Origin of the sequence: Allomuricauda sp. ARW1Y1 (assembly GCF_013407935.1) — a bacterium.
GTDB lineage: Bacteria > Bacteroidota > Bacteroidia > Flavobacteriales > Flavobacteriaceae > Flagellimonas.
Map to the genome: position 1 here is coordinate 282,608 of NZ_JACBZU010000002.1, position 24,031 is coordinate 306,638.

Below are 24,031 nucleotides of genomic sequence, written 5' to 3' on the forward strand. Positions count from 1 at the left end.
TCCCTAAATTAGCATCAGATTGACAAATTCCAGTAGCCCCACTGGTCGCGCATAACCCCGTTACACTTTTAAAACCGTTATCGTAAGAATGAAAAAAATCATTAAGTATGTGTTGATTTCCATTGGGGCAATCATCATTCTCATCGCCAGTCAGTTTTTTATAATCCGAAAACTGGACCGCAATTTCGAAGAATCGCAAGAAATAGGTTTAAAAACCACGAATCAAAAACCGTTTAAATTGCCCTCTACGTTTTTGGACGGTGCCCGATTTATGGTCAAATTGCCTTTGCCATCCCAGGATACCCTTTTGGCATATTGCGATACTGGGGGCGGCATAAGTATGTTAATGCCTTCCGTTAAAGATCATCCAGAAATCGCTCCAATGGTAAAAAAAGGATTGGTTAAAGGATTGATGCCCATAGATTATGTGCTTTTACCCAACCTTTTGGGCAACAAGGAATTTCCCCAACCTACCACCACACCCAACTTTATCTTGAGAAAACCATTTTCAATGGTAAAAGAACCCTATCTGGTTATACCCAGTCTAAATGAGGCACTTCAGCAAAAAATCGATAAAATGCCCCGGTTGGATGCTTTTTTGGGACAAGGATTTTTTATGGGGAACGCATGGACGTTTGACTATCCCAAACAAGAAGTATGGGTCAACACCCCTATAAAATCAGCGGATAGCATCAAACCCAATGTGCTGCCGTTAGGATTCAAGAAAAATAGCCATGGAGTTGCCGTGTATGGGCATCCTAGCATGAGCATAGAAATCGATGGCGCAAAAATCGATGTCCTTTTCGACACCGGGGCCAGTTTCGTGTTGTCCGACAAGGGAAAAGAGTACTTCAACACCGAAAAAAACACCTTGGCCGGGTCCTTTATCGCAGCCAGTATTTTCGACCAATGGAGAACTGATCATCCGGACTGGAAGTATTATCCCGAATCAGATGGAAACCAAGGAATCATTGAAGTTCCTTCGGTAAAGGTCGCAGGGTACGAAGTAGGCCCCGTGCAGTTTTCCCGAAGACCGGACCGTGTTTGGTCCGAAATGATGGCCCAATCCATGGACAAAGTCGTAAAAGGTGCCATTGGTGGGTCCTTACTTAAGCATTTTAAGATTAAAATTGATTACAATTCGGAGCTCGTTCAATTTCAAAAGCATAACGACTCCACCTTGGTTGAAAAGCTATAATCGGTTTGGTCGCTTTTCATGCTTAAGCGTTGGTTTAAAATGGTTATCTTATACCAATTTTAAACCAACTCTATGAAACTTCGATTATTCCTGATTGGCCTTGTCCTAATGGCGGGCTATTCCTGCAAAACAGAACCCACTTCCTCCTTGGCCGACTACCAAGGTGAGGAAAACTATTCCGTAATCATAAGCGAGACCAAGGTCGGCTATATGAAAGCCAATACCATTGGCGACACCATTCAAATCGATTACGATTATAAGAACAATGGCCGTGGCCCGACCATGAAAGAGACCATTGTGCTGAACGCCGAAGGGTATCCCCTAAGCTGGAAAGTTACAGGAAATACCACCTTTGGCAATGCCGTGGACGAGCAGTTCACCCAATCAAAAGGCGAAGCTTCCTGGACCGATGCCACAGGCTCTGGAAGTACTTCTGTGGATGCACCACAGCTCTACGTAAACCAATTTGGCAGCCCATATTCCGCGGTTTTGGCCGCGCGCTTGCTGATGGACGCCCCGGACAACACCCTGCCCGTTTTGCCTGCGGGAAACCTGACGCTGACCAAAATGGAGGATTTGACCGTGCCCCATGCCTCTGGCGAAGGGGAATTGCCTCTCACAACATATGCGCTCTCCGGTGCGGAGATGAACCCCTCCTACTTTATCATGGATGATAGTGACCGCTTTTTTGCCTTTATCTCCCCCCGCTACATTGTGATTCGTGATGGCTATGAACCCGAAGAGAAAGAACTGCGCCAATTGGCTGAAAACTATTCCGCCGAGCGTTATGAAAAACTGCAAAAGGAATACGCCCACAACTACGATAAAAAAGTGCGCATTGCCAATGTAAAAGTGTTCGACCCCAAAACGCTATCCCTTACCGAGCCCGTTTCTGTGGTGGTGGAAGGTGAAAAGATTTCTGCCATCGAGGCAGCCGATGCTACTGGCGACAACGAAGTGGTGATTCAAGGGAACGGTGGCACTTTGGTGCCAGGACTCTACGAAATGCACGCCCATACTGGCGACAACGGTGCATTGCTAAACGTTTTGGCCGGGGTAACCTCTTTCCGGGACATGGGGAATAACACCGAAGTGCTCAGCAACCTCATCGAAAAAATCAATTCTGGAGTATTGGCAGGGCCCCGTGTGACCCGACTTGGATTTATCGAGGGAAAAAGTCCGTACAGTAGCAACAATGGTATTCTAGTGGAAACCCAAGAAGAAGCCCTAGCAGCTGTGGATACCTACGATAGCCTTGGGTTTTACGGCATCAAACTGTACAACAGCATGAACGGCGATTGGGCCCCGGCCATCGTAAAAAAAGCGCACGACCAAGGGCTGTTCGTTACAGGGCATGTGCCCGCGTTCTCCAACGCCAATGCCATGCTTCGCGCTGGGTACGATGAAATGACCCACATTAACCAGACTATGCTCGGCTGGGTACTGGAACCCGAAGAGGACACCCGCACCCTGTTACGCCTCACCGCCATGAAACGTTTTCCTGAACTCGACCTCAACAGCGACAAAGTGCAAGAGACCATGGACCTTTTTGTGGCCAACAAAACGGCGATGGACCCTACCTTGGCCATACATGAGCGATTGATGCTCTCGCGAAACGGAGAAGTGACGCCCGGTGCCTTGGATTATGTAGACAATATGCCGCCGAACGAGCAGCGTAGCCTTAAAGTGGCCCTGGCCCAAATTGCCGACAAGGAGGAGGACAAGGCCTATCGCGAAGCGTATGATAAAATCTTGGAAACCTTGAGAATGATGAAGGACAAAGGGATTCTGATCGTAGCGGGAACCGATTTAGGAGGCGCCTTTAACCTGCACCGCGAACTGGAATTGTACACGGAACAACTAGGTTACACTCCTGCTGAAGTGCTCAAACTCGCCAGTTACGATATGGCGCAGTACTTGGGACACGATAACTTGGGCAGCATTGAACCCGGAAAGTGGGCCGATTTCTTTTTGGTGCCCGGCAACCCGGTGGACAATATCAAGGCGATAAAGACCATATCATTGGTATCGCGCGGAGGAACCTTTTACTACCCCTCCGAAGTATACCCTGCCTTTGGCATTACTCCCTTTACGGAAAAACCTGAGGTAAGCGAATAAAATCCGTAGGTCCGATAACATCAAAAACCAGTAGTTTTCGCTACTGGTTTTTTAATTCTATTCCTATAGGTAATTCGTCATCCATTGATGTGATCCATAAAACCTAGCACAAATTAAATGTGGGCAACAGCACAAAAATGATGGTCAATTCTCAAAATCCCATTTGTTACTTGTAAACTAATTAGTTAACTTTGTAGTGTGGTAAGAAGAATTATAGCTTACAAAAACTACTTCTTGGACTTTTACAAATCGCAGGAACCCAAGGTACAGGAAAAGATAGAATTTGTTCTTGACTTGGTTCGATTTGAAAAAAAGTCCCAAAAAAGTTTTTCAAATCACTGGAAAACAGTGATGGTATATATGAAGTTCGGGTTATCACCGCGTTCAGGAGCATTCGGATTTTTTGCTTTTTCGATGATGGAAACGTAGTCGTGCTCACCAATTGTCTTGTGAAGAAAACCCAAAAGACACCAAGAAAGGACATCAAACTTGCCGAACGATTGAAAAAAGAATACATAAAAAATAGGATAGGCTAATATGGAAAACGTAACTGATTTTGAAGACATACTTATTCAAAAATACGGAAAAAAGGGAACTGAAAAGCGCGACAAATATGATGCGGAAGCTCTTGCTTTCCGACTGGGTGCAATGCTCAAGGAAGCACGAAAAGAAGCTAACCTGACCCAAGAAGAGCTTGCGGAAAGGACTGGGACAAAAAAAAGTTACATATCACGGATTGAGCGCGGTTTGAGCGATATCCAAGTTTCAACCTATTACAAATTGATAGAACTTGGACTAGGAAAAAATCTGAACATCTCAATTCAATAAACAAGTACCGCACCCACCCTTTTACGGACAAAGCTGAGGTAAGCGAATAACAACGAAAGAGGCGGTCTGAAAAGCTTTTATCTGTCAGGTTGAGCGCCTTTGGTACAGCCTCTTTTTATCATCTAAATCGAATTTTATGGAACCCTACCAATTACCCAAAAACACCCGAATTGGACATGTGCACCTAAAGGTGGCGGACCTACAACGCGCCTTGGACTTTTACCATAAGCTTTTGGGTTTTGAGATCATAACCACCATAGGCGACCAAGCTGCTTTTATTTCGGCGGGGGGCTACCACCACCATATTGGCCTAAACACTTGGCAGAGCAAAAACGGGCTACCACCACCGCCCAACAGCACAGGGCTATTCCATACGGCCATCCTTTACCCTACCCGCAAGGACTTGGCAGAGATTTTACAACGTTTACGGGAGGCCGACTACCCTTTGACCGGAGCGGCGGACCATGGTGTCTCCGAAGCGCTGTACTTGGACGACCCCGACGGCAATGGTGTGGAACTCTATTGGGACCGCCCCCGAGCGGACTGGCCACAAGAACCCGATGGAAGCATACAAATGTACACCAGACGCCTCGACCTCCAAGACTTGTTGGCGGAGTTGAATGGCTAGAACAAATACATTCCCCTTTCCCATAAAACGCACCCAACCCACTTGAAGGCAATGGGTTGTGTTGATAAGACTATTGAAAATTAGTTTTTCACAAGTTTTAAATTAGTAGTATTTTTTATCCAATCTCTCTAACCCCTAAAATTTTTAATGAATTAATTCTGAGACTTTTAAACACCAATAACACTGCTAGACCTTATAAAATCACCTCTATTATCCACCATTTTATTTCCCCTACGTCAGGATTCCCAAACTCCTCCGACCAATAGCATATCAAAAAGCGAACAGATGACACTTTTACGCAACACCCTTTGGGTGGGTATGCTGGTAGCTGCCCACTTGCTCCACGGCCAAACCACACAAAACATTCCCCTACAACCTAGCGCTTGGACCGCCGAACCGGGCAGTGAGCTTACCTTCGAAACCTTTGACGGTCGTCCTACCCTACTACTGAACGGTAAGGCCTTTGCCAATAACCTCGACTTCTCCAACGGCGTGCTGGAACTGGAGGTGTACGCCAACCAAAAACGCAGCTTTGCCGGCTTTCTGTTCCGCAAACAGCAGCAAAACTTTGAGGAAATCTATATGCGAATGCATAAATCCCGACAGGTGGATGCCGTGCAGTACACGCCTACCTACCATGGAGAGAGCAATTGGCAGCTTTACCCCGAACATCAGGCACAGGTGGCCTTTCTTACCGAAGGGTGGAACAAGTTGCGCATTGAGGTACAGGACCTTGCTGCCACTGTTTTTGTGAATGGTGAACAAGCGCTGCAAGTGGAACATCTTAAATCCGGTAACCTCTCCGGTGCCGTTGGTATTTGGGCTTTGTTCGGAAACCGGTTTGCCAATATCAGGGTTACCCCCACAGGCGAGGCCGTCGCCAAGGAGCCTTACCCTATCCGCACCCCTCCCGTAGGGATGATCACCGAATGGGAACTCACCAAGGCAAAACTGTACGAGGAAGGCAATATCAACCCGGCCCAATTTGCACAAATGCCCACCCAAAGGGTACGAACGGAAACTTCGGGCCTATTGCCCATCTCCAAATACGTACCCAAACCCAGTTCGGGAAATTTTGAGGGCAATCCAGAGGTGTATACCGTGGCATCGACCACCATAAGCACCAACCAAGCACTCACCCAATGGTTTTCGTTCGATTATAGCGATAAGATCATCCTATATTTAAATGGAGCACCTATTTTTTACGGAAACAATGCCTTTCGGTCCAAAAACAACCAATTTCAGGGGCATTTGGGCCTCGGAGCTTACAAAATCCCATTGCATCTTAAAAAAGGTAGCAATATGCTGCACTGCGTCGTCATTGATAAGGCCAACGGTTGGGGATTGATTGGGAAGTTGGAATAAGATTCGGGAGGTTCAGAAGATTTGGCTACATTTAAGACCATCGATATGGGACGCTTAACCAATCTTTATGAGACCGTTTGTTTTATGGTTTATGCTATTTATTGTTCATCCGGCTTTCGCCCAGAAAACGTATGAGTTTGACCATCTTTTGGAATATGAGGTGACCTATTTTAAAGATTCGCTTCGCAAAAATTCCCGTATTTTCAGGGAAACGGATACCACCTACACCAAAATATATCTGACCCATTCACAACGAAACAATTACAGGGCAATCTTGACCGAATTGGATAGCCTCACTTTTATGATGGATTTTAGGGATTACGAAGGGGTAGCGTTTCGTTTTAAAATCTCAAAGTCGGTTTTTTATGAAAATCAACTTTTTAAAGTACCCTGTGAATTGGTGAGGCAATACCAAAATCCGTTTCAATATCAGGTCAAAAATTATGATTTTGTCACTTTGACCGACACGATTGTAGGCAACAAATCCTACTATCGCTACAAACTAACCTCCATTAGACCAAAAAGGATAAAACGGCTGAAACTGGCAACGCAGTTTTACATAGTCGATAAGGAAGCTGGTGAACATATGCCCTTATTGGATTTTCCTACAGCTTACGAGGAATGGAAGACAGCACCTGACCTTCCCAACGGACTGCTATTTGAAACGTACATCACTGATTTTTATGGAGATTTGGATTCAAGGGAACGGCTGAGCGCCTCTCAAACCATAAATAAACAAATTGTGATCAATGCACCCTGCGATTATAGCAAGAACTGAATGAAAATCTGGGTTCACCATTGAAATGGATAGTATTGTGTTGCCAACATGTGGATTTCCTTCGTAATCAACATTTTACCTCTAGGAAAAATTCCGCCACTGCTGCGTCAACTCGAACACGTGCTGTAAAATTTGGGCTTCGGTCTCATTAAATTCCATATTACGACGCTTCATCATAGCTTCGGCTACCTCAAAGGCCTTGTTTGTCTTAAACGTAGTATAGCCTGCCGTGGCACCACCCCAACTGAAGCTGGGAATAAAGTTTCTGGGGAAGCCACTGCCAAAAATATTGGCGCTCACCCCTACCACGGTTCCTGTGTTGAACATCACATTGATGCCACATTTGCTGTGGTCGCCCATCATCAGTCCGCAAAACTGTAGGCCCGTTTTGGCAAAACCACCTGTTTTGTAGTTCCAAAGTCGTACAGGAGCATAATTGTTCTTCAAGTTGGACGTATTGGTATCTGCCCCAATATTGCACCATTCTCCTAAGACCGAATTGCCCAAAAAGCCATCGTGCCCTTTGTTGGAATTCGCAAAAAGGACCGCATTGTTCACTTCTCCCCCCAATTTGCAGCCCGGTCCTGCGGTGACGGCTCCATAAATTTTGGCGCCCATTTTTAAAATGGCTCCCTCGCACAGTGCCAGTCCACCGCGAACGGTACAGCCTTCCATCATCAAGGCGTTTTTACCAATGTAAATGGGCCCTGTGGAGGCATTCAGAATACAAAAGTCCACCGTAGCGCCTTCCTCGATAAAAATATTTTCTGGACTCTTGACCTGGTTGGTGTCGGGTATCGGTTGACTTTTCTTTCCTTGGGTCACCAAATCAAAATCCGCTTGAAGTGCTTCGGCATTCTTGGAAAAAATGTCCCAGGTATTTTTAATGGTCAGTACCTCCTCCTCAAAAGGAATGGCCGTATAGGCCGATTCTTCAAAGCCCGTTTCCAAGTTCTCGGTAACATAGGCGATATAGCCCTCGTCCCCTATCAAAGCTTCGCCCATGTTCAAGTTACCAATGGCCTCCACCAATTTTGCGTTTGGTAAATAGCTCCCGTTGATTACCATATTTTCGTTTGCGGTGGTCAAAGGAAACTTCTGGGAAAGGTATTCCTCCGTTTGAAAGCTTACCGAAGCGTTCAGCCATTTTTCCCACTTCTCGTGAATGGTGAGGATACCCACACGAATGCCTGCGACGGGACGTGTAAACGTAAACGGGAAAAGGTCTTCGCGGTGGTAACCGTCGGATAGGATATAGTTCATGGTTCAGCTTTATACATCAAAAATAAAAAACGCCCCCGAAAGTATCGAGGGCGTTCCTATATTTCGATGAAAGGTGCGACCTACTCGGCCTCCTTCTCTTCTTTCTTGAATTTCTTGTACTTGTTCTTGAACTTATCGATCCTACCAGCGGTATCCACCAATTTGGTCTTACCAGTGTAGTAAGGATGTGATGTTCTTGAAATTTCCAATTTTACCAAAGGGTATTCAACACCATCAACAGTGATGGTCTCTTTCGCTTCAGCAGTGGACTTTGTAATGAACACATCGTCGTTGGACATGTCCTTAAAAGCAACCAATCTATAGTTTTCTGGGTGTATACCTTTTCTCATCGTCTTAAATGCTTAATCTCAGAATTTTCAGGGTGCAAATTTAATGATTTCTTTGACACCTCCAACTTAAAATCACTAAAAAAATAAAAGTAAATTTATATGTAACAAATGTAAGCATTCGATAACTAACCTCTGTAAGCAACACTAATTTTTAAACAATGGAAGAACAACAAGCTAAAACTGGAAAATTTGCGCTCAACTATGGACTCTTGTCCGGGTTGATCTCTGTGGTATTCGGCGTAATGCTGTACACCCAAAAAATGCATTACGAAACGAGCACGGCCGTTATCGTAATATCCATCGTCATTCTCGCTGCGATCGTTTTCTTTGCGGTCAATGCCTTTAAAAAGGCCAACGGCGGATTTTTGACCATCTCCCAAGCCCTAAAGGTGGGCGTAGGCGTCGCCTTGGTGGCCGCCATCATTTCTTTGATCTATCAATTTGTTTTGACCAACTTCATTGAACCCGACTTTATGGACAAGGTTATGGAAATGGCCAAACCAAAGGCAATGGCCAACAACCCCAACATGACCGAGGAACAGTGGGAACAAGGCGTGGAGATGCAAAAAAGCTTTGCTTGGATCCAATATCCCGTACTGTTGATCATGAACTCCGTATTGGGATTGATCCTGGGTCTTATCTCCGGACTGATCTTGAAAAAGTCCCAACCGGAATATTAATCCAAAAAAATGCTACTTTTGAAGGGAATTCCAGAATCGAACAATGCAGATTTCCATTGTAATTCCCTTACTTAACGAGCAAGAATCGCTAAAAGAACTACATGATTGGATTGTACAAGTGATGCAATCCAATCATTTTTCTTATGAAATCATTTTTATTGATGATGGCAGCAGCGACGGGTCATGGGAGACCATTTCCGAACTGTCCCAAAGCAATGAAAACGTCAAGGGTATCCAATTTTTAAAGAATTACGGCAAGTCGCAGGCCCTCCATGCCGGTTTCAAGGCCGCCGAAGGCGAAGTCGTAATCACCATGGATGCCGATTTACAGGACAATCCCGAAGAAATCCCCGGACTGTACGCCATGATCACCCAAGACGGGCACCACGTGGTCTCGGGATGGAAAAAGAAACGGTACGATTCCGTTATCACCAAAAACATCCCCTCCAAACTCTTCAACTGGGCCGCCCGTAAAACATCCGGTGTCAAGCTTCATGATTTTAACTGTGGGCTGAAAGCCTTCAACCACAAAGTGGTCAAAACTATTGAGGTTTCCGGCGAAATGCATCGCTATATTCCTGTTTTGGCCAAAAATGCGGGATTTTCCGATATCACTGAAAAGGTAGTGCAGCACCAGGCCCGAAAATATGGTTCCACTAAATTTGGTGCAGAACGTTTTATCAATGGTTTTTTGGATTTGATCACCATTTGGTTCGTTTCCAAGTTTGGCCGTAGGCCGATGCACCTCTTTGGAGCTTGGGGCGTATTGATGTTCGTGGTAGGCTTTGGATTTGCACTTTACTTGGGTATCGACAAGCTCTTTTTGAACCCCGCTGGTCGTTTGATCACACAACGCCCCCAATTTTATATCGCTTTGACGGCCATGATCATTGGTACGCAGCTTTTTTTGGCTGGTTTTTTGGGCGAGATCATGGTTCGGTCCCGAAAAAACGATACGCGATACAATATCTCGGATAAAATTAACCTTTAAGGTGTTTCCAAACCCTCTAAACTTTGTATTTTAGAAATCTAAACAACGATAAACAACTATGGATTCCATTACAGCAACAGCGCAATCTTGGTTAACCGACTTTTTTGACGAAGACACGAAAAAGGAAATCAAACACCTTATGGATAACGACCCCGAAGAACTGAAGGAACGTTTTTATAAGGATTTGGAGTTCGGTACGGGTGGTATGCGCGGTGTAATGGGCGTTGGCACCAATAGAATCAACAAGTACACGCTTGGAAAAAATACGCAGGGATTGAGCAATTACCTTAAAAAATCGTACACCGATGATGATTTAAAAGTGGTAATTGCCTACGACTGCCGCCACAATTCGCAATCCTTGGCCAAAACCGTAGCCGATGTATTTTCGGCCAATGGCATCCGAGTGCATCTATTTTCCGATCTGCGGACCACGCCCGAACTATCCTTTGCTGTAAAATACTTGGGTTGCCATGCTGGAATTGTCCTTACAGCCTCCCATAATCCTCCAGAATACAACGGATACAAAGTATATTGGGCCGATGGTGGGCAGATTGTACCGCCTCAGGATGGGGAAATCATTGCAGAGATCAATTCCCTTTCCTTTGAGGACATCAAATTTGATAAGAATGAAAAGTTAATCCACCACATTGATGAAGAAGTGGACGAAGCCTTTTTTGAAGCATCGGTAAAGAACGGAAGCTTTGGAGCCAAAGGTAAAGATGACTTCAAAATCGTGTTTACCTCATTACATGGCACCTCCATCACTGCCATTCCAGAGGTGTTGAAGCGTGCAGGATACAAAAACGTGACCATTATCGAGGAACAGGCAAAGCCCGATGGTGATTTTCCAACCGTGGAATCGCCCAACCCAGAAGAGCCGGAAGCCCTTTCCATGGCCATTGCCAAAGCCGAGGAAATCGGAGCCGACATGGTGGTAGGCACCGACCCGGACAGTGACCGTTTGGGCATCGCCGTGCGTAACCTCGAAGGGAAAATGGAACTGCTGAACGGGAACCAGACCATGGTGCTCATGACCAAGTTTCTGTTGGACCAATACAAGGCCAAAGGATTCAAGGGCAATGAGTTCATCGCTACGACCATTGTGTCCACACCCATGATGCAGCAAATGGCAAAAGCCTACGGAGTGGAGTTCAAAACAGCGCTCACTGGGTTTAAATGGATCGGTAAAATGATTAAGGACTTCCCGAATTCCCAATTTATTGGTGGAGGAGAAGAAAGTTTTGGGTACATGGTGGGCGACTTTGTCCGCGATAAGGATGCCGTAACATCTACCCTACTGGCCTGCGAAATCGCTGCCAATGCCAAAGCCAATGGTAGCTCTTTTTATCAGGATTTGATAGATGCCTACGTGGAATTTGGATTCTACAAGGAAAAACTGATTTCCCTCACCAAAAAAGGAATGAGCGGTGCGGAAGAAATTAAACAGATGCTAAAGGATTTCAAGGAAAACCCCGTGGACAGCGTGCAAGGTTCCAAACTGCTGTACATTGAGGATTATAACACCTCCATCGTCAAAAATGTGCAGACAGGAGAAGAGTATACCCTGCACTTGCCCAAATCCAACGTGCTCATTTACGAAACGGAGGATGGCACCCGAATTGCGGCCCGACCCAGCGGAACCGAACCCAAAGTGAAGTTCTACATCAGCACAAATGCAAAATTGGAGAAGGCGGCAGATTATAAATCCGTAAATTCGCAGTTGGAAACCAAAATAGATGGTATCCTCTCAGAGCTGAATTTATAAGTGAATGAACTACTTTAAAAAGATTCTTCGGTTTGCGGCACCATACCGCAGATACGGAGCCCTGAATATTTTTTTCAATATTCTTTACGCACTTTTCAGTGCCCTCTCCTTTGCGGCCTTGATTCCCATGTTGGACGTGCTGTTCAAACCAGAGCAGAAAGTGTTTACCAAACCCGTTTATCAAGGTTTTTCTTCGCTCAAGGATTATTTGCAGGATTATATCAACTATCGGGTTACCGCCTATTCTGGTGATGATGAGATGAAAGGATTGGTGTTGGTCATTGGATTGGTACTTGCTTTGTTTTTGTTGAAAAATCTTTTCAATTATTTGGCGATGTACTTCATTACCTTTCTTCGGAATGGGGTACTCAAGGATATCCGAAACAAAATGTACCAGAAAATTGTGGACCTGCCCATTTCCTTCTTTTCGGAAAAACGCAAAGGGGATGTCATTGCACGAATCACTTCTGACGTTTTGGAGATACAACATTCCTTTTTGTCCATTTTAGAGCTGATCGTGCGTGAACCGCTCACCATATTCTTCACGATTTTGGTAATGTTCGGTATCAGTACAAAACTGACCATTTTTGTTTTTGTTTTTATCCCTGTAGCGGGAATGATCATATCCCGAATCGGAAAGTCCTTAAAGAAAAAATCGGACCGTGTACAAAAGGAACAGGGTGAGTTCCTATCCATTGTGGAGGAGACCTTGGGCGGACTTCGCGTCATCAAAGCCTTTAATTCAGAATCCCGATTTTATCAAACCTTTAAACATTCGACTACCCGCTTTTTTCATTTTTCCAACTCGTTGTTGAATCGGCAAAACCTTGCCTCACCCACCGGAGAATTTCTAGGTATTTTGGTCATTGGCGTATTGTTGTGGTTTGGTGGTAAAATGGTATTGGTGGATAAAACTTTGGATGCCTCTTCATTTATTGCCTACATGGGCCTAGCCTATAATATTTTAACCCCGGCCAAGGCTATCAGTAAAGCTTCCTACGGGGTCAAAAAAGGAAATGCTGCGGCAGAACGTGTTCTGGAAATCCTTGAGTCCGATAATCCCATCAAAGATTTGGAAGGAGCCGAAGAAAAATCATCCTTTACTAGTGGAATTGAATTAAAAGAAGTTGGATTTAAATATGAGAATGATTACGTCCTCAAAAACTTCAACCTAAAGGTGGACAAAGGAAAAACCGTTGCGCTGGTAGGGCAGTCCGGAAGCGGAAAAAGCACCGTGGCCAATTTGGTAACGCGTTTTTACGACGTGAACCAAGGTGATATTTTAATTGATGGTACCAACATTAAAAATATTACCAAAAAATCCCTACGTGGCTTAATGGGATTGGTGACCCAAGATTCCATCCTTTTTAACGATTCGGTAAAAAACAATATCGCCTTGGGCAAGGAAAATGCCACCATGGACGAAATTATGGAAGCCGCAAAAGTGGCCAATGCACATGATTTTATCATGGAGCTGCCCAATGGTTACGACACTAATATTGGCGACAGCGGAAACAAATTGAGCGGCGGGCAAAAACAGCGCTTGTCCATTGCAAGGGCGGTACTCAAAAATCCACCTATTATGATTTTGGACGAAGCTACGTCGGCCTTGGATACCGAAAGTGAGCGTTTGGTGCAGGATGCCCTCGAAAAAATGATGCAAAACCGAACCTCGATTGTTATTGCGCATCGACTGTCCACCATACAAAATGCGGATACCATTGTGGTGATGAGCAAAGGCGAAATTGTGGAACAAGGCACCCACGAAGAGCTCATGAAATCCGCGAAAAGCTATAAAAAGCTGGTAGAGATGCAATCATTTGCTTCATAGATGACTTGGTAATTGGGTTTTTAGATTTTTCCGGTTTGACTCACATGAATCTTCGACCTTCATCCTTTATCCATTGTCCCTTTACCATTGCAGATTGTTTATTGCTCATTGAAAATTGTTCATAGAAGAATTAAACCTTTTCCTTGTACCTTAGTCTAAGCATCAAACCATAAGAATATTGATCGCTGAGGAAACTTTGGTCCAAGAGCTCCAGCAGGAAGCCAGCCGTGCAAAAGCCTTTGAGGTGTTGGTAAACACTTACAAAGAACGTTTGTATTGGCATATCCGAAGGATTGTACTCAATCATGACGATACGGACGATGTACTCCAGAACACTTTTATCAAGGTCTACCGGAATATCGACCAATTTAAGGGCGACAGCAAGCTCTATTCGTGGATGTACCGCATTGCGACCAACGAATCCTTGACATTTTTGAAGCAACGGTCAAAGAAAATGGGAATCAGCGACCAAGAATTGAAGGACAGAATGGTGGAAAACCTGCAGGCAGATGTGTATTTTGAAGGTGATAAGATACAACTGAAACTGCAAAAAGCGCTTTCTACCCTACCCGATAAGCAAAAATTGGTGTTTACCATGAAGTATTTTCAGGAAATGAAGTATACCGATATTTCGGAAGCCTTGGAGACCTCTGTGGGCGCATTGAAGACCTCCTACCATTTGGCGGTTAAAAAAATAGAAACGTATCTTAAGGAAAATTAAACCTTTGGCACATTCAGTAGTCAAAACAACATATGAAAAAGGACAAAAAAAATAATTTTCAAACTCCCAAGGGCTACTTCGAAAGCTTCAACGACCGTTTGATGGATAGAATCCACGAGGAAGAAGTGAAAGAAGCGGAAAGCCGTATTCCCAAAACCGATGGTTTTGTTGTTCCCGATGGCTATTTGGATGGGCTTACCCCTACTATTTTGTCCAAGTCTGTTGAGAAAGAGCCAAAAGTGATTTCGTTCAAGCCTAACCGTAAATTTTATTACGGAGCCGCAGCCGTTGCTGCCTTATTGGTGCTGTTGTTTGGCATCAACTGGAATCCGAATACCGAGCCCATCAGTTTTGATGATCTGGCCAATGCAGAAATAGAGGCCTATTTTGAGCAGACCGACCTCGACATGAGTTCCTATGAAATTGCCGAAGTGGTTTCCGTAACGGATATTCAACTCAACGATGTGTTGACCGACGATTTGGAAGATGACATCCTTATGGATTATTTGGATGAAAATGTGGACGATATTGAAGAATTAAATTTAGAAGCGACCCCATGATGACAAAACGAACACTCATAAGCTGTACCCTATTGCTTGTCTCTTTTTTGATGCATGCCCAAGGACCTGTGCGAGATCGCATTAAGACCCTAAAAGTGGCATTTATTACAGAGCGCGTTGGGTTGACTAGCGAAGAAGCGCAGCAATTTTGGCCCATTTACAATGAGCATGAGGATACCTTGGAAGAAATCCGACGTAAAGAACGTGCGGAATTAGAGGTCAATATCGCACGGGCACAAGACCTTTCCAATACTGATTCTGAACGATTGTTGGACAGATTGCTCGAACTACAATTTGAAAAACAAAAGGTGGATCAGGAATTTTTATCCAGATTGCGAACCGTGATCCCCGCCAAAAAGGTTCTCCTATTGGTCAAGGCTGAAGAAGACTTTAAGCGGCAAATGATTCAAGAATTCCGAAAACGGCGTGGTGGTGGATAAAAATGTGTTTGCTATTTTTTAAAATCCAATCGCGCAATTCGTTTACTTCCAGCGGCATAAGCCGTGGAATCGTTAAGAAAGCGTAGCGTAAAAAAGGGTTCTTCGCTTAGTTCCCGCCACGTCTCACCCCCATTGGATGAATATGAAATTCCCGTAAACCCAATGGCCACAAGGCCCTGACCTTCGGAATTGGGTACAAACTGCACACAACTCTTGTAGCCTGGCTCTTGACCATCAGCTATCAACCCCCATGTTTTACCACCATCTGTGGTTTTTATTTTGTTTTTCATATTGGATTCGGGTTCGGTGTAATCGCCTCCAATAGCAAATCCAACTTGTTCGTCAAAAAAGTCCATGGAATAGATACCTTGGGTTGATTCATCCGAAACGATAGGGGTTTGCTGTATCTCCCAGGTCATACCCTTATCTCCGGAGAAATACAATCTTCCCACCGTGGTTCCTATCCAAACCTTGTCGCCTTTCGTCACAATGTTACTGTTGCTGGCAGCGAAGGCACCTTCGCCATCAACACCTTCTGGCAAATCAGAACAATTCAATTTGGTCCAAGTTTTACCTCCGTCCCTGGTGATAATGATGGAAAGGCATCCACCTACACTATCGCCCACGGCAATGCCTTCCAAATCGTTCCAAAAAGCCATGCTATCATAAAATACACCCTCGCCCGCTTCGGTGTACACCAATTCCATTTTGCCCTGTTCCCCTGTTTTGTACAACAACGCCGGACTTTCCACAGAAAGCATAAAAAAATCTTCCGACGTACCGCCAACCGCCCTAAAACTTGGGGTGATGGAATCGTAATACTGCGTATTGGTTCGCACCTTATTGGAATTCACGTCCACCGTGCCGTATATTCCATTGCTGCCAGCAAAGGCCAAGGTTCTACCATCCAGAAAGATGATGGCCCTAATACTCACGGAGTCCTCGTAAACTGGAGTTACCGTTACCGATTGAAACGGTTGCTCTTTGCGTTCTTCTGCGCAGGAAATAATAAGTAAGGCAACAAAAAGGGAAAGAAGTGCTCTCATGGTATTTATTTTCTTCAAAAGTACGCAGAAATCATACCTTTGCAACCTTATTTAAGATGATGCGTTTACACAGAAACTTGGTATTTGCCGTAATTGATGCCCTTCACATGATTTTTAATGAAGGGGAATATGCCGATAAGGTGATCGAAAAAGTATTGCGCTACGATAAACGCTGGGGCTCTCGAGACCGTGGCTTTATTGCGGAGACCACCTATGAGATTGTTCGCTGGAAACGCCTGTACTCTGAAATTGCGGAAGTGCACGAACCGTATAGCAGGGAGCATCTGTTCCGTTTGTTCGGGGTTTGGTGTGTGCTTCGCGGGATTCGTATCCCGGATTGGAAACAATTGGAAGGCACACCGGAGCGTCGCATAAAAGGTCGGTTTGATGAATTGTCCAAAATCCGAAAGTTCAGGGAATCCGTCCCGGATTGGATGGATGAATTGGGAGAAAAATCACTGGGCAGTGAGTTATGGACCAAAGAAATTGCAGCTCAAAATCAGCAAGCCGATGTCATTCTCCGCACCAACACCCTTAAAGTTCCCAAACCACAGTTGAAGAGCTTCTTGGCCAAGGAGGATATTGCCACTGAATTCATTGAAGGCTACCCTGATGCTCTAAAACTCGTTGAGCGCCAAAATGTGTTTGTGACCCAAGCCTTCAAGGATGGATTGTTTGAGGTTCAGGATGCTTCTTCCCAACTGGTCGCCCCCTTTTTGGAGGTGGAACCGGGCCATCGGGTGGTAGATGCCTGCGCCGGGGCGGGCGGAAAAACCCTTCACTTGGCAGCCCAAATGCAGAACAAAGGGCAATTGATCGCTTTGGATATCTATGAAAGCAAATTGAAAAAGCTGAAGAAAAGAGCACGTCGCAATGGGGTGCATAATATGGAAACCCGGGTCATCGATTCCAATAAGGTTATCAAAAAATTACACAATAGCGCGGACCGATTGCTGCTGGATGCGCCCTGTTCTGGATTGGGAGTCATTAAAAGGAACCCTGACTCCAAATGGAAATTGGAACCCGAATTTGTGGAACGTATTATGGGCGTGCAGCAAGATATCCTCCAGAATTACAGCAAAATGGTCAAAAAAGGCGGACAGATGGTCTACGCCACCTGTTCCATTCTTCCCCAAGAAAATTCCGAACAAGTCAAAACCTTTTTGGAATCCGAAAATGGAAAGGATTTCGAGTTTGTGAAAGAGCAAAACATCTATGCTTCAGAAACCGGTTTTGATGGGTTTTACATGGCTTTGTTGAAGAAAAAGGCATGATGAACGGCTGAATAAAATGGATTACGTATTTAGTACGGAATGTCATGTTAGGCGCTGTTCGTCACTTCGAGTGGTTTTGACGAAGTCAAAATTGTATCGAGAAGTGATTTAAACTTTGCTCGGAAATGGATTGTTGAAAAAAGTTCTCGATAGGTTCCCTCTGTAAACATTCGAACCGACCAAACGGGAGCGTGAGAAATCTACAAGAACCAATTAGAAAATAAGATTTCTCAATCGCAACCATGTTGCTCATGTCGAAATGACCCTTGGATGGAATTTGGTTTTTGGAATTTATCATTGCAGCGCCCGCCTGCTGAACGGACAGGCAGTAATCTTCTTTTTTGATGAGATGCTGAAACCAGTTCAGCATAACACTTTACACCAAGTTTGTCAGTTCGAGCGCAGTCGAGAACGCTTTTGAACATCTCGACTGCAATCGATGTGACAGATGATTCTATTATTGTTTCACCGTAGGGTATTCCACGCCCAACTGCTCCAAATAGGTATCGTACTTGGTTTCGTCATAGTAGAATTCCTCCAAAGCGGGCCTAAACATATCCTGCTTATCCTTGTTCAAATAGGTAGGCGGCATATCATCCGCAGCAATCATGGGCTCGTATTTGGTTTCCTTGGTCTGTTCATTGTTGAAATAGTCCCAAGCTTGGGTAAGCAATTCCGGTTTCAACAGAAAATCCATCACGGTCATGGCCTCCGCTTTGGCACCGGCAGTTACCCCTTTGTGTGCAATGGGGGTCGCCATGGCAATGGCATTGGCCCAATGGTGACCCGGCAGTCCGGGAATGTTGGACGGAAAACGCATGGTAACCGTAGGCACTTTCCAAGATATATCCCCGATATCGTCCGAACCTCCACTCACGGGCTCCAAGACAGGCAGTCCAATTTCTGATAATTCGGTGGGCAAGCCCTCGATTTTTTTGGACTTCATTTCCGTTTGAACGGCTTTGGCCAGTTTTTGATCGGCTTCAGACCAATTGGGCAGCCCCACTTGTTTGATATTTTCATACATGGTCTCGGCGATTACCTTATTGAAGTGTCTTGGCCAAGCCGTACCCAGCACACGGGAGGTCATGGTTGTACCTGTCATCAGGGCAGCGCCTTTGGCGATATCGTTGGCCTCGGCATACATTTCCATAATGCCCTCGTAGGTAACGTCCCTAAAATAGAACCAAATTGCCGCTTTTGAGGGTACCACATTGGGTTGGTCGCCTGCATCGGTAAAAATGGAATGGGAACGCTTCAATGGGTGCAAATGTTCCCTTTTGTAGTTCCATCCAATATTCATCAACTCCGCGGCATCAAGGGCGCTACGACCTCGCCATGGAGCTCCGGCCGAATGTGCTGCTTCGCCCTCAAACAAATATTCCACAGAAATTAGGCCCGTACCACGGGTAGGTCCCCATGAAACGCTCAAATTGCTGCTCACATGGGTAAAAATGCACATGTCGATGTCATCAAAAAGGCCATCACGCACATACCAGGCCTTGGCTGCGACCAATTCCTCGGCAATACCGGGCCAAACCACCAAGGTTCCACCTATACCTTCCCGCTCCATCACTTGCTTAACCGCTAAAGCGGAGGTGATGTTCAAAGGAATCCCTGCATTATGGCCTTCACCATGCCCTGGGGCGCCTTCCACAATGGGTTTATGATAGGCCACACCGGGATACTGTGAGGCCTTTGGGATACAGTCTACGTCACTTCCCAAAGCAATCACGGGGCCTTCGCCGTTGCTCCACGTGGCAAACCATGCCGTGGGAATATTGGAAATGGAACGTTCAATGACAAAGCCATTTTCTTCCAAGATACCGGTAAGGTATTTGGAGCTTTCCTCTTCTTGGAAACCGAGCTCCGCAAAACTGAAGATTTTGTCCACCATGACCTGTGTTTGCTTATGATTCGCTTCCACAAGGGCTTCCACTTCGGCCTTTAACTTTTTAATCTGGCTTTTAGAGTATTTTTTTTGTGCTGTGGCAGTAATTATGCCTGCGAAAAGAAGTATCCCGCACAATAGGAGGTTGGTCGTTTTCATAAGGTTGGTTTTGAGTTAGCTATAATGCTTCTAAGATAGTGAAACAACTTTAATCTTTGCTTGCTGATGGACTATCAGAATACAATCCGAAGGATATTTTTGATCAAATGTTTGAAAAAATTCACCCAGTTGGGGTCATCATCCAGAAGCATCAAAAGAATACCTCCCAAAATCAATAGCAAAATGCCTGCTATGAACCGGTCCGAAAACTTCGTTTTTTTGATGGATTTCATGTCAAATTCGTTGAACCAAAATCAAACGTATGAAAATCAATGGGTTTTTGGGACGATGAATTGACGGATGCCCCTTTTGATCTGACGGATGCGCTATCAACAGCGGTTCGTTAACAAAACCCGCCTTCGGTATCTCGAATTACGCCGTAAAATCGTATTTTTGCACTTTCTTAAACCGTTCAACGCAAAGATTGTATGATCCATTTTTTTGGGGACAAGGCGACCAAGGTTTTTGCCGTCCAAACCGCTCAGGAAATCACTCAGGAAGACACGAACAAACTGACATGGTTGTTTGGCAACCAGCCTAAGATTGAAGCGGCGTCACTCGACGCCTTTTTTGTTGGCCCACGTGCTGCTATGGTTACGCCATGGAGTACCAACGCTACCGAAATCACCCAAAACATGGGCATCTCGGGGATTATCCGAATTGAGGAGTTCCGGGCTGTTTCAGTAGATTACACCGATTTTGACCCGATGCTCTCCCAAAAATACGCCAGTTTGGGCCAGGATATTTTCACCATCAACATTGTTCCTGAGCCTATTATGGAGATTGATGATATTGCAGCGTACAACGAAAAAGAAGGATTGGCGCTTAGCGAGGAAGAGGTGGCCTATCTGGAAGGATTGGCGAAGAAATTAGGACGCAAGTTGACGGATTCAGAGGTCTTTGGCTTCAGTCAGGTAAATTCCGAGCACTGCCGCCACAAGATTTTTAATGGCACTTTTGTGATTGATGGAGTTGAGAAACCTTCATCCTTGTTCAAGCTGATCAAAAAAACATCAGAAGCCAACCCCAACGATATTGTTTCGGCCTACAAAGACAACGTGGCCTTTATAAAAGGCCCAAAAGCTATTCAGTTTGCACCAAAAAGTGCAGACCAACCTGACTTTTACGAAGAAAAAGAATTTGATTCAGTTTTATCCCTAAAAGCGGAAACCCACAATTTCCCGACCACCGTAGAGCCTTTCAATGGTGCTGCAACAGGTTCTGGTGGGGAAATCAGGGACCGTTTAGCAGGCGGAAAAGGATCATTGCCTTTGGCGGGAACTGCGGTTTATATGACCTCCTACTCCCGTTTAGAGGAGAACCGTCCATGGGAAAAGGGAATGAAAGAGCGGGATTGGCTGTATCAAACCCCCATGGATATTTTAATCAAAGCTTCCAATGGGGCATCCGATTTTGGCAACAAATTCGGTCAACCATTGATTGCAGGTTCAGTGTTGACGTTTGAACATGATGAGCCGAAAGATATCTCGACTGCGCTCGATATGACACCCCGAAAGCTGGGCTTCGACAAAGTAATTATGATGGCGGGTGGTATCGGTTATGGAAAAACGGACCAAGCCTTAAAAGATACCCCAAGCAAGGGAGACAGAATAGTCGTTCTTGGTGGGGACAACTACCGTATCGGGATGGGTGGTGCTGCCGTATCCAGCGCAGATACCGGAGAATTTAGTTCCGCCATTGAATTGAACGCGGTGCAACGTTCCAACCCTGAAATGCAAAAAAGAGCCTCAAACGCTGTCCGTGGATTGTTTGAAAGTCACGATAACCCCATTGTTTCCATTCACGATCATGGTGCAGGCGGACATTTGAACTGTCTATCCGAATTGGTAGAGGAAACAGGAGGCACCATCGATACCGATAAATTGCCTGTGGGCGACCCTACCCTTTCCAAAAAGGAACTGATCGGCAATGAATCCCAAGAGCGAATGGGCTTGGTCATAGGAGAGAAAGACCTAGACCTTTTGGACCGAATTTCGGCCCGGGAGCGTTCTCCCATGTACAATGTAGGCGAGGTTACGGGCGACCATACCTTTAAATTTACCTCAGGGACCACGGGCGAAACCCCGATGAATTTAGAACTTTCCGATATGTTCGGGAGTTCGCCAAAAACCATCATGGCGGACAAGACCTCCCAACAAAAATATCCGGCCCTTACCTACTCCTTGGAGCATTTCCATGAGTATTTGGAGCAAGTATTGCAATTGGAGGCCGTAGCCTGCAAGGATTGGTTGACCAATAAGGTGGACCGTTGTGTGGGCGGACGTGTGGCAAAGCAACAGTGTGCGGGACCATTACAGTTGCCCTTAAACAACTGCGGCGTAATGGCACTCGATTTTAAAGGGAAGGAAGGTATTGCCACCAGTATCGGTCACTCCCCCATTTCTGCATTGATCGACCCGGTGGCTGGAAGTAGAAACAGCGTAGCGGAATCCTTGACCAATATTGTTTGGGCTCCTTTACAGAATGGTCTTACATCTGTTTCGCTATCCGCAAACTGGATGTGGCCCTGCAGAAACGAAGGTGAGGATGCCCGATTGTATGCCGCGGTTGAATCCTTATCGCAATTTGCCATCGATTTGGGCATCAATGTGCCCACTGGAAAGGATTCCCTCTCCATGAAACAAAAATATAAGGATGGGGAAGTATTGTCCCCAGGGACCGTTATTATCTCCGCTGCGGCCCATTGCAACAATATCAACCAAGTGGTGGAGCCTGTGTTGCAAAAGAATGGCGGTGACATTTATTACATCAACCTGTCCAAGGACAGCCATAAATTAGGGGGTTCATCGTTCGCCCAAATTTTGAACGGAATTGGCGATGAAGCACCTTCTGTTCTGGATGCCGACTATTTTAAAAGTGCATTCAACACCTTGCAGAAGCTCATCAAAAACAATCAGGTTTTGGCTGGTCACGATGTAGCCTCAGGTGGTTTGATTACCACCCTGTTGGAACTTTGCTTTGCAGATACTGATTTGGGTGCTGATTTGGATTTGTCCAGTTTGGGCGAATCTGACATCATCAAACTTCTGTTCTCAGAAAACAGTGGCGTGGTGTTCCAAGCGAAAGATGATTCGGTGGAAAATGAATTGAAAGCTGAAGGTATTGAATTTACCAAAATCGGTACGCCAACATCGGAAAGCACCTTGAACATCAAAAACAACGGTGTTGAAATTGGGCTGAACATTGCTTCTTTGAGGGATACTTGGTTCAAAACCTCCTACCTTTTGGACAATAAACAAACCGCCAATGGTTTGGCCAAAAATCGCTACGACAATTATAAAGAGCAGCCGCTCCAATATGTTTTTCCAAAAGATTTTGACGGTAGGCTACCGATGACTTCGACTACCCTCAGTCATCGACCCAAAGCGGCCATCCTTCGGGAAAAAGGAAGCAATTCCGAGCGCGAAATGGCCAATGCCATGTACTTGGCCGGTTTTGATGTGAAGGATGTGCACATGACCGACCTGATCACAGGCCGTGAAACTTTGGAAGACATCCAGTTTATCGGTGCCGTGGGTGGTTTCTCCAACTCCGATGTATTGGGAAGCGCCAAAGGATGGGCAGGTGCCTTTAAATACAATGAAAAGGCCAACAAAGCCCTTAAAGATTTCTTTGCGAGACCTGATACGCTATCGGTGGGAATCTGCAATGGTTGCCAATTGTTCATGGAGCTGGACCTCATCAACCCGGAACACGGAACCCATGGTAGAATGACCTACAATGATTCGCACAAGCACGAGAGCAACTTCACCTCTGTCAAGATTCAAGAAAACAATTCGGTGATGCTGTCCAATTTGGCGGGGACTACCTTGGGTGTCTGGATAAGCCATGGTGAAGGCAAGTTCAGTTTGCCTCATGCAGAGGACCAATATCACATTGTGGCCAAATATGGTTACGAGGGCTACCCGGCCAATCCAAACGGAAGTGATTACAATACGGCCATGCTTTGCGATAAAACAGGTAGGCACTTGGTGACCATGCCCCATATTGAACGGTCTACCTTCCCGTGGAATTGGGCGCACTATCCAAAGGATAGAACGGATGTGGTTTCACCTTGGCTTCAAGCATTTGTAAATGCTAGGGTGTGGCTAGAGAGCTTGGAAGATTAAAAATCCACAGGGTTG

At 45.4% G+C, this 24,031-nt stretch carries 21 protein-coding genes; 16 read left to right on the forward strand and 5 right to left on the reverse strand.

What is annotated here, in order from left to right:
* Window positions 1–88: 88 nt before the first annotated feature.
* From GGE08_RS06075 to GGE08_RS06105, 7 genes are all read left to right on the forward strand, one after another.
* Window positions 89–1,198, forward strand: coding sequence for a hypothetical protein (locus GGE08_RS06075; RefSeq protein ID WP_179384008.1), 1,110 nt, complete (start codon window positions 89–91; stop codon window positions 1,196–1,198).
* A gap of 72 nt (window positions 1,199–1,270) precedes the next feature.
* Window positions 1,271–3,316: an amidohydrolase family protein gene (locus tag GGE08_RS06080; protein ID WP_179384009.1), complete on the forward strand. Its 2,046-nt coding sequence runs from the start codon at window positions 1,271–1,273 to the stop codon at window positions 3,314–3,316.
* A 374-nt stretch (window positions 3,317–3,690) separates the two neighbouring features.
* Window positions 3,691–3,852, forward strand: a complete 162-nt coding sequence (locus tag GGE08_RS06085) for a type II toxin-antitoxin system RelE/ParE family toxin (RefSeq protein ID WP_313790889.1) — start codon at window positions 3,691–3,693, stop codon at window positions 3,850–3,852.
* A 1-nt stretch (window position 3,853) separates the two neighbouring features.
* On the forward strand, window positions 3,854–4,144 hold the full coding sequence (locus GGE08_RS06090; RefSeq protein ID WP_179384010.1) for a helix-turn-helix domain-containing protein: 291 nt from the start codon (window positions 3,854–3,856) through the stop codon (window positions 4,142–4,144).
* Window positions 4,145–4,280: 136 nt separating this feature from the next.
* Window positions 4,281–4,772: a VOC family protein gene (locus tag GGE08_RS06095; RefSeq protein WP_179384011.1), complete on the forward strand. Its 492-nt coding sequence runs from the start codon at window positions 4,281–4,283 to the stop codon at window positions 4,770–4,772.
* Between the two features lie 285 nt (window positions 4,773–5,057).
* Window positions 5,058–6,137 carry a family 16 glycoside hydrolase gene (locus GGE08_RS06100; RefSeq protein ID WP_179384012.1) on the forward strand — a complete coding sequence of 360 codons (1,080 nt, stop codon included), beginning with the start codon at window positions 5,058–5,060 and terminating at the stop codon, window positions 6,135–6,137.
* A 67-nt stretch (window positions 6,138–6,204) separates the two neighbouring features.
* Window positions 6,205–6,915, forward strand: coding sequence for a hypothetical protein (locus GGE08_RS06105; RefSeq protein ID WP_179384013.1), 711 nt, complete (start codon window positions 6,205–6,207; stop codon window positions 6,913–6,915).
* Between the two features lie 81 nt (window positions 6,916–6,996).
* Here the strand turns inward: GGE08_RS06105 and GGE08_RS06110 are convergent, their stop codons facing one another.
* Together GGE08_RS06110 and GGE08_RS06115 are read right to left on the reverse strand one after the other, a co-directional pair.
* Window positions 6,997–8,178 (reverse strand): GlmU family protein, encoded by a 1,182-nt coding sequence (locus tag GGE08_RS06110; RefSeq protein WP_179384014.1) that lies wholly within the window; start codon window positions 8,176–8,178, stop codon window positions 6,997–6,999.
* Between the two features lie 80 nt (window positions 8,179–8,258).
* Window positions 8,259–8,528, reverse strand: a complete 270-nt coding sequence (locus tag GGE08_RS06115) for a type B 50S ribosomal protein L31 (protein ID WP_166522010.1) — start codon at window positions 8,526–8,528, stop codon at window positions 8,259–8,261.
* 158 nt (window positions 8,529–8,686) lie between these two features.
* Between GGE08_RS06115 and GGE08_RS06120 the strand changes: the two genes are divergently transcribed.
* The 7 genes from GGE08_RS06120 (at window position 8,687) to GGE08_RS06150 (ending at window position 15,516) form a co-directional block, all read left to right on the forward strand.
* Window positions 8,687–9,208: a DUF4199 domain-containing protein gene (locus tag GGE08_RS06120; RefSeq protein WP_179384015.1), complete on the forward strand. Its 522-nt coding sequence runs from the start codon at window positions 8,687–8,689 to the stop codon at window positions 9,206–9,208.
* A 43-nt stretch (window positions 9,209–9,251) separates the two neighbouring features.
* On the forward strand, window positions 9,252–10,199 hold the full coding sequence (locus GGE08_RS06125) for a glycosyltransferase family 2 protein (protein ID WP_179384016.1): 948 nt from the start codon (window positions 9,252–9,254) through the stop codon (window positions 10,197–10,199).
* A 58-nt stretch (window positions 10,200–10,257) separates the two neighbouring features.
* On the forward strand, window positions 10,258–11,964 hold the full coding sequence (locus GGE08_RS06130; protein WP_179384017.1) for a phospho-sugar mutase: 1,707 nt from the start codon (window positions 10,258–10,260) through the stop codon (window positions 11,962–11,964).
* Between the two features lie 4 nt (window positions 11,965–11,968).
* Window positions 11,969–13,795 carry an ABC transporter ATP-binding protein gene (locus GGE08_RS06135; protein WP_179384018.1) on the forward strand — a complete coding sequence of 609 codons (1,827 nt, stop codon included), beginning with the start codon at window positions 11,969–11,971 and terminating at the stop codon, window positions 13,793–13,795.
* Window positions 13,796–13,973: 178 nt separating this feature from the next.
* The gene (locus GGE08_RS06140; protein WP_179384019.1) at window positions 13,974–14,516 is read left to right on the forward strand and encodes an RNA polymerase sigma factor; all 543 of its coding nucleotides are present in this window, start codon (window positions 13,974–13,976) and stop codon (window positions 14,514–14,516) included.
* 32 nt (window positions 14,517–14,548) lie between these two features.
* Window positions 14,549–15,076 (forward strand): hypothetical protein, encoded by a 528-nt coding sequence (locus tag GGE08_RS06145; RefSeq protein WP_179384020.1) that lies wholly within the window; start codon window positions 14,549–14,551, stop codon window positions 15,074–15,076.
* The gene (locus GGE08_RS06150; protein WP_179384021.1) at window positions 15,073–15,516 is read left to right on the forward strand and encodes a hypothetical protein; all 444 of its coding nucleotides are present in this window, start codon (window positions 15,073–15,075) and stop codon (window positions 15,514–15,516) included. Before GGE08_RS06145 ends, GGE08_RS06150 begins: the two co-directional genes overlap by 4 nt.
* An 11-nt stretch (window positions 15,517–15,527) precedes the next feature.
* Here the strand turns inward: GGE08_RS06150 and GGE08_RS06155 are convergent, their stop codons facing one another.
* On the reverse strand, window positions 15,528–16,562 hold the full coding sequence (locus GGE08_RS06155; RefSeq protein ID WP_179384022.1) for an oxidoreductase: 1,035 nt from the start codon (window positions 16,560–16,562) through the stop codon (window positions 15,528–15,530).
* A gap of 59 nt (window positions 16,563–16,621) precedes the next feature.
* Here GGE08_RS06155 and GGE08_RS06160 point away from each other — a divergent pair, with 59 nt between their 5' ends.
* Window positions 16,622–17,836 (forward strand): RsmB/NOP family class I SAM-dependent RNA methyltransferase, encoded by a 1,215-nt coding sequence (locus tag GGE08_RS06160; protein ID WP_179384568.1) that lies wholly within the window; start codon window positions 16,622–16,624, stop codon window positions 17,834–17,836.
* Window positions 17,837–18,293: 457 nt separating this feature from the next.
* Here GGE08_RS06160 and GGE08_RS06165 read toward each other — a convergent pair whose 3' ends face one another.
* Both GGE08_RS06165 and GGE08_RS06170 read right to left on the reverse strand, forming a co-directional pair.
* On the reverse strand, window positions 18,294–19,886 hold the full coding sequence (locus GGE08_RS06165; protein ID WP_179384023.1) for an amidohydrolase: 1,593 nt from the start codon (window positions 19,884–19,886) through the stop codon (window positions 18,294–18,296).
* A 74-nt stretch (window positions 19,887–19,960) separates the two neighbouring features.
* Complete coding sequence (locus GGE08_RS06170; protein WP_179384024.1) at window positions 19,961–20,119, reverse strand: hypothetical protein; 159 nt, start codon at window positions 20,117–20,119, stop codon at window positions 19,961–19,963.
* A gap of 195 nt (window positions 20,120–20,314) precedes the next feature.
* Between GGE08_RS06170 and purL the strand changes: the two genes are divergently transcribed.
* Window positions 20,315–24,016, forward strand: a complete 3,702-nt coding sequence (gene purL / locus GGE08_RS06175; protein WP_179384025.1) for a phosphoribosylformylglycinamidine synthase — start codon at window positions 20,315–20,317, stop codon at window positions 24,014–24,016.
* The last annotated feature ends 15 nt before the right edge of the window (window positions 24,017–24,031 follow it).

Excerpts from the sequence above, each read along its gene's own strand:
- GGE08_RS06075 (WP_179384008.1), top strand. The coding sequence starts at position 89 with ATGAAAAAAATCATTAAGTATGTGTTGATTTCCATTGGGGCAATCATC.
- GGE08_RS06080 (WP_179384009.1), top strand. The coding sequence starts at position 1,271 with ATGAAACTTCGATTATTCCTGATTGGCCTTGTCCTAATGGCGGGCTAT.
- GGE08_RS06090 (WP_179384010.1), top strand. The coding sequence starts at position 3,854 with ATGGAAAACGTAACTGATTTTGAAGACATACTTATTCAAAAATACGGA.
- GGE08_RS06095 (WP_179384011.1), top strand. The coding sequence starts at position 4,281 with ATGGAACCCTACCAATTACCCAAAAACACCCGAATTGGACATGTGCAC.
- GGE08_RS06100 (WP_179384012.1), top strand. The coding sequence starts at position 5,058 with ATGACACTTTTACGCAACACCCTTTGGGTGGGTATGCTGGTAGCTGCC.
- GGE08_RS06105 (WP_179384013.1), top strand. The coding sequence starts at position 6,205 with ATGAGACCGTTTGTTTTATGGTTTATGCTATTTATTGTTCATCCGGCT.
- GGE08_RS06110 (WP_179384014.1), bottom strand. The coding sequence starts at position 8,178 with ATGAACTATATCCTATCCGACGGTTACCACCGCGAAGACCTTTTCCCG.
- GGE08_RS06115 (WP_166522010.1), bottom strand. The coding sequence starts at position 8,528 with ATGAGAAAAGGTATACACCCAGAAAACTATAGATTGGTTGCTTTTAAG.
- GGE08_RS06120 (WP_179384015.1), top strand. The coding sequence starts at position 8,687 with ATGGAAGAACAACAAGCTAAAACTGGAAAATTTGCGCTCAACTATGGA.
- GGE08_RS06125 (WP_179384016.1), top strand. The coding sequence starts at position 9,252 with ATGCAGATTTCCATTGTAATTCCCTTACTTAACGAGCAAGAATCGCTA.
- GGE08_RS06130 (WP_179384017.1), top strand. The coding sequence starts at position 10,258 with ATGGATTCCATTACAGCAACAGCGCAATCTTGGTTAACCGACTTTTTT.
- GGE08_RS06135 (WP_179384018.1), top strand. The coding sequence starts at position 11,969 with ATGAACTACTTTAAAAAGATTCTTCGGTTTGCGGCACCATACCGCAGA.
- GGE08_RS06145 (WP_179384020.1), top strand. The coding sequence starts at position 14,549 with ATGAAAAAGGACAAAAAAAATAATTTTCAAACTCCCAAGGGCTACTTC.
- GGE08_RS06150 (WP_179384021.1), top strand. The coding sequence starts at position 15,073 with ATGATGACAAAACGAACACTCATAAGCTGTACCCTATTGCTTGTCTCT.
- GGE08_RS06155 (WP_179384022.1), bottom strand. The coding sequence starts at position 16,562 with ATGAGAGCACTTCTTTCCCTTTTTGTTGCCTTACTTATTATTTCCTGC.
- GGE08_RS06160 (WP_179384568.1), top strand. The coding sequence starts at position 16,622 with ATGCGTTTACACAGAAACTTGGTATTTGCCGTAATTGATGCCCTTCAC.
- GGE08_RS06165 (WP_179384023.1), bottom strand. The coding sequence starts at position 19,886 with ATGAAAACGACCAACCTCCTATTGTGCGGGATACTTCTTTTCGCAGGC.
- GGE08_RS06170 (WP_179384024.1), bottom strand. The coding sequence starts at position 20,119 with ATGAAATCCATCAAAAAAACGAAGTTTTCGGACCGGTTCATAGCAGGC.
- purL (WP_179384025.1), top strand. The coding sequence starts at position 20,315 with ATGATCCATTTTTTTGGGGACAAGGCGACCAAGGTTTTTGCCGTCCAA.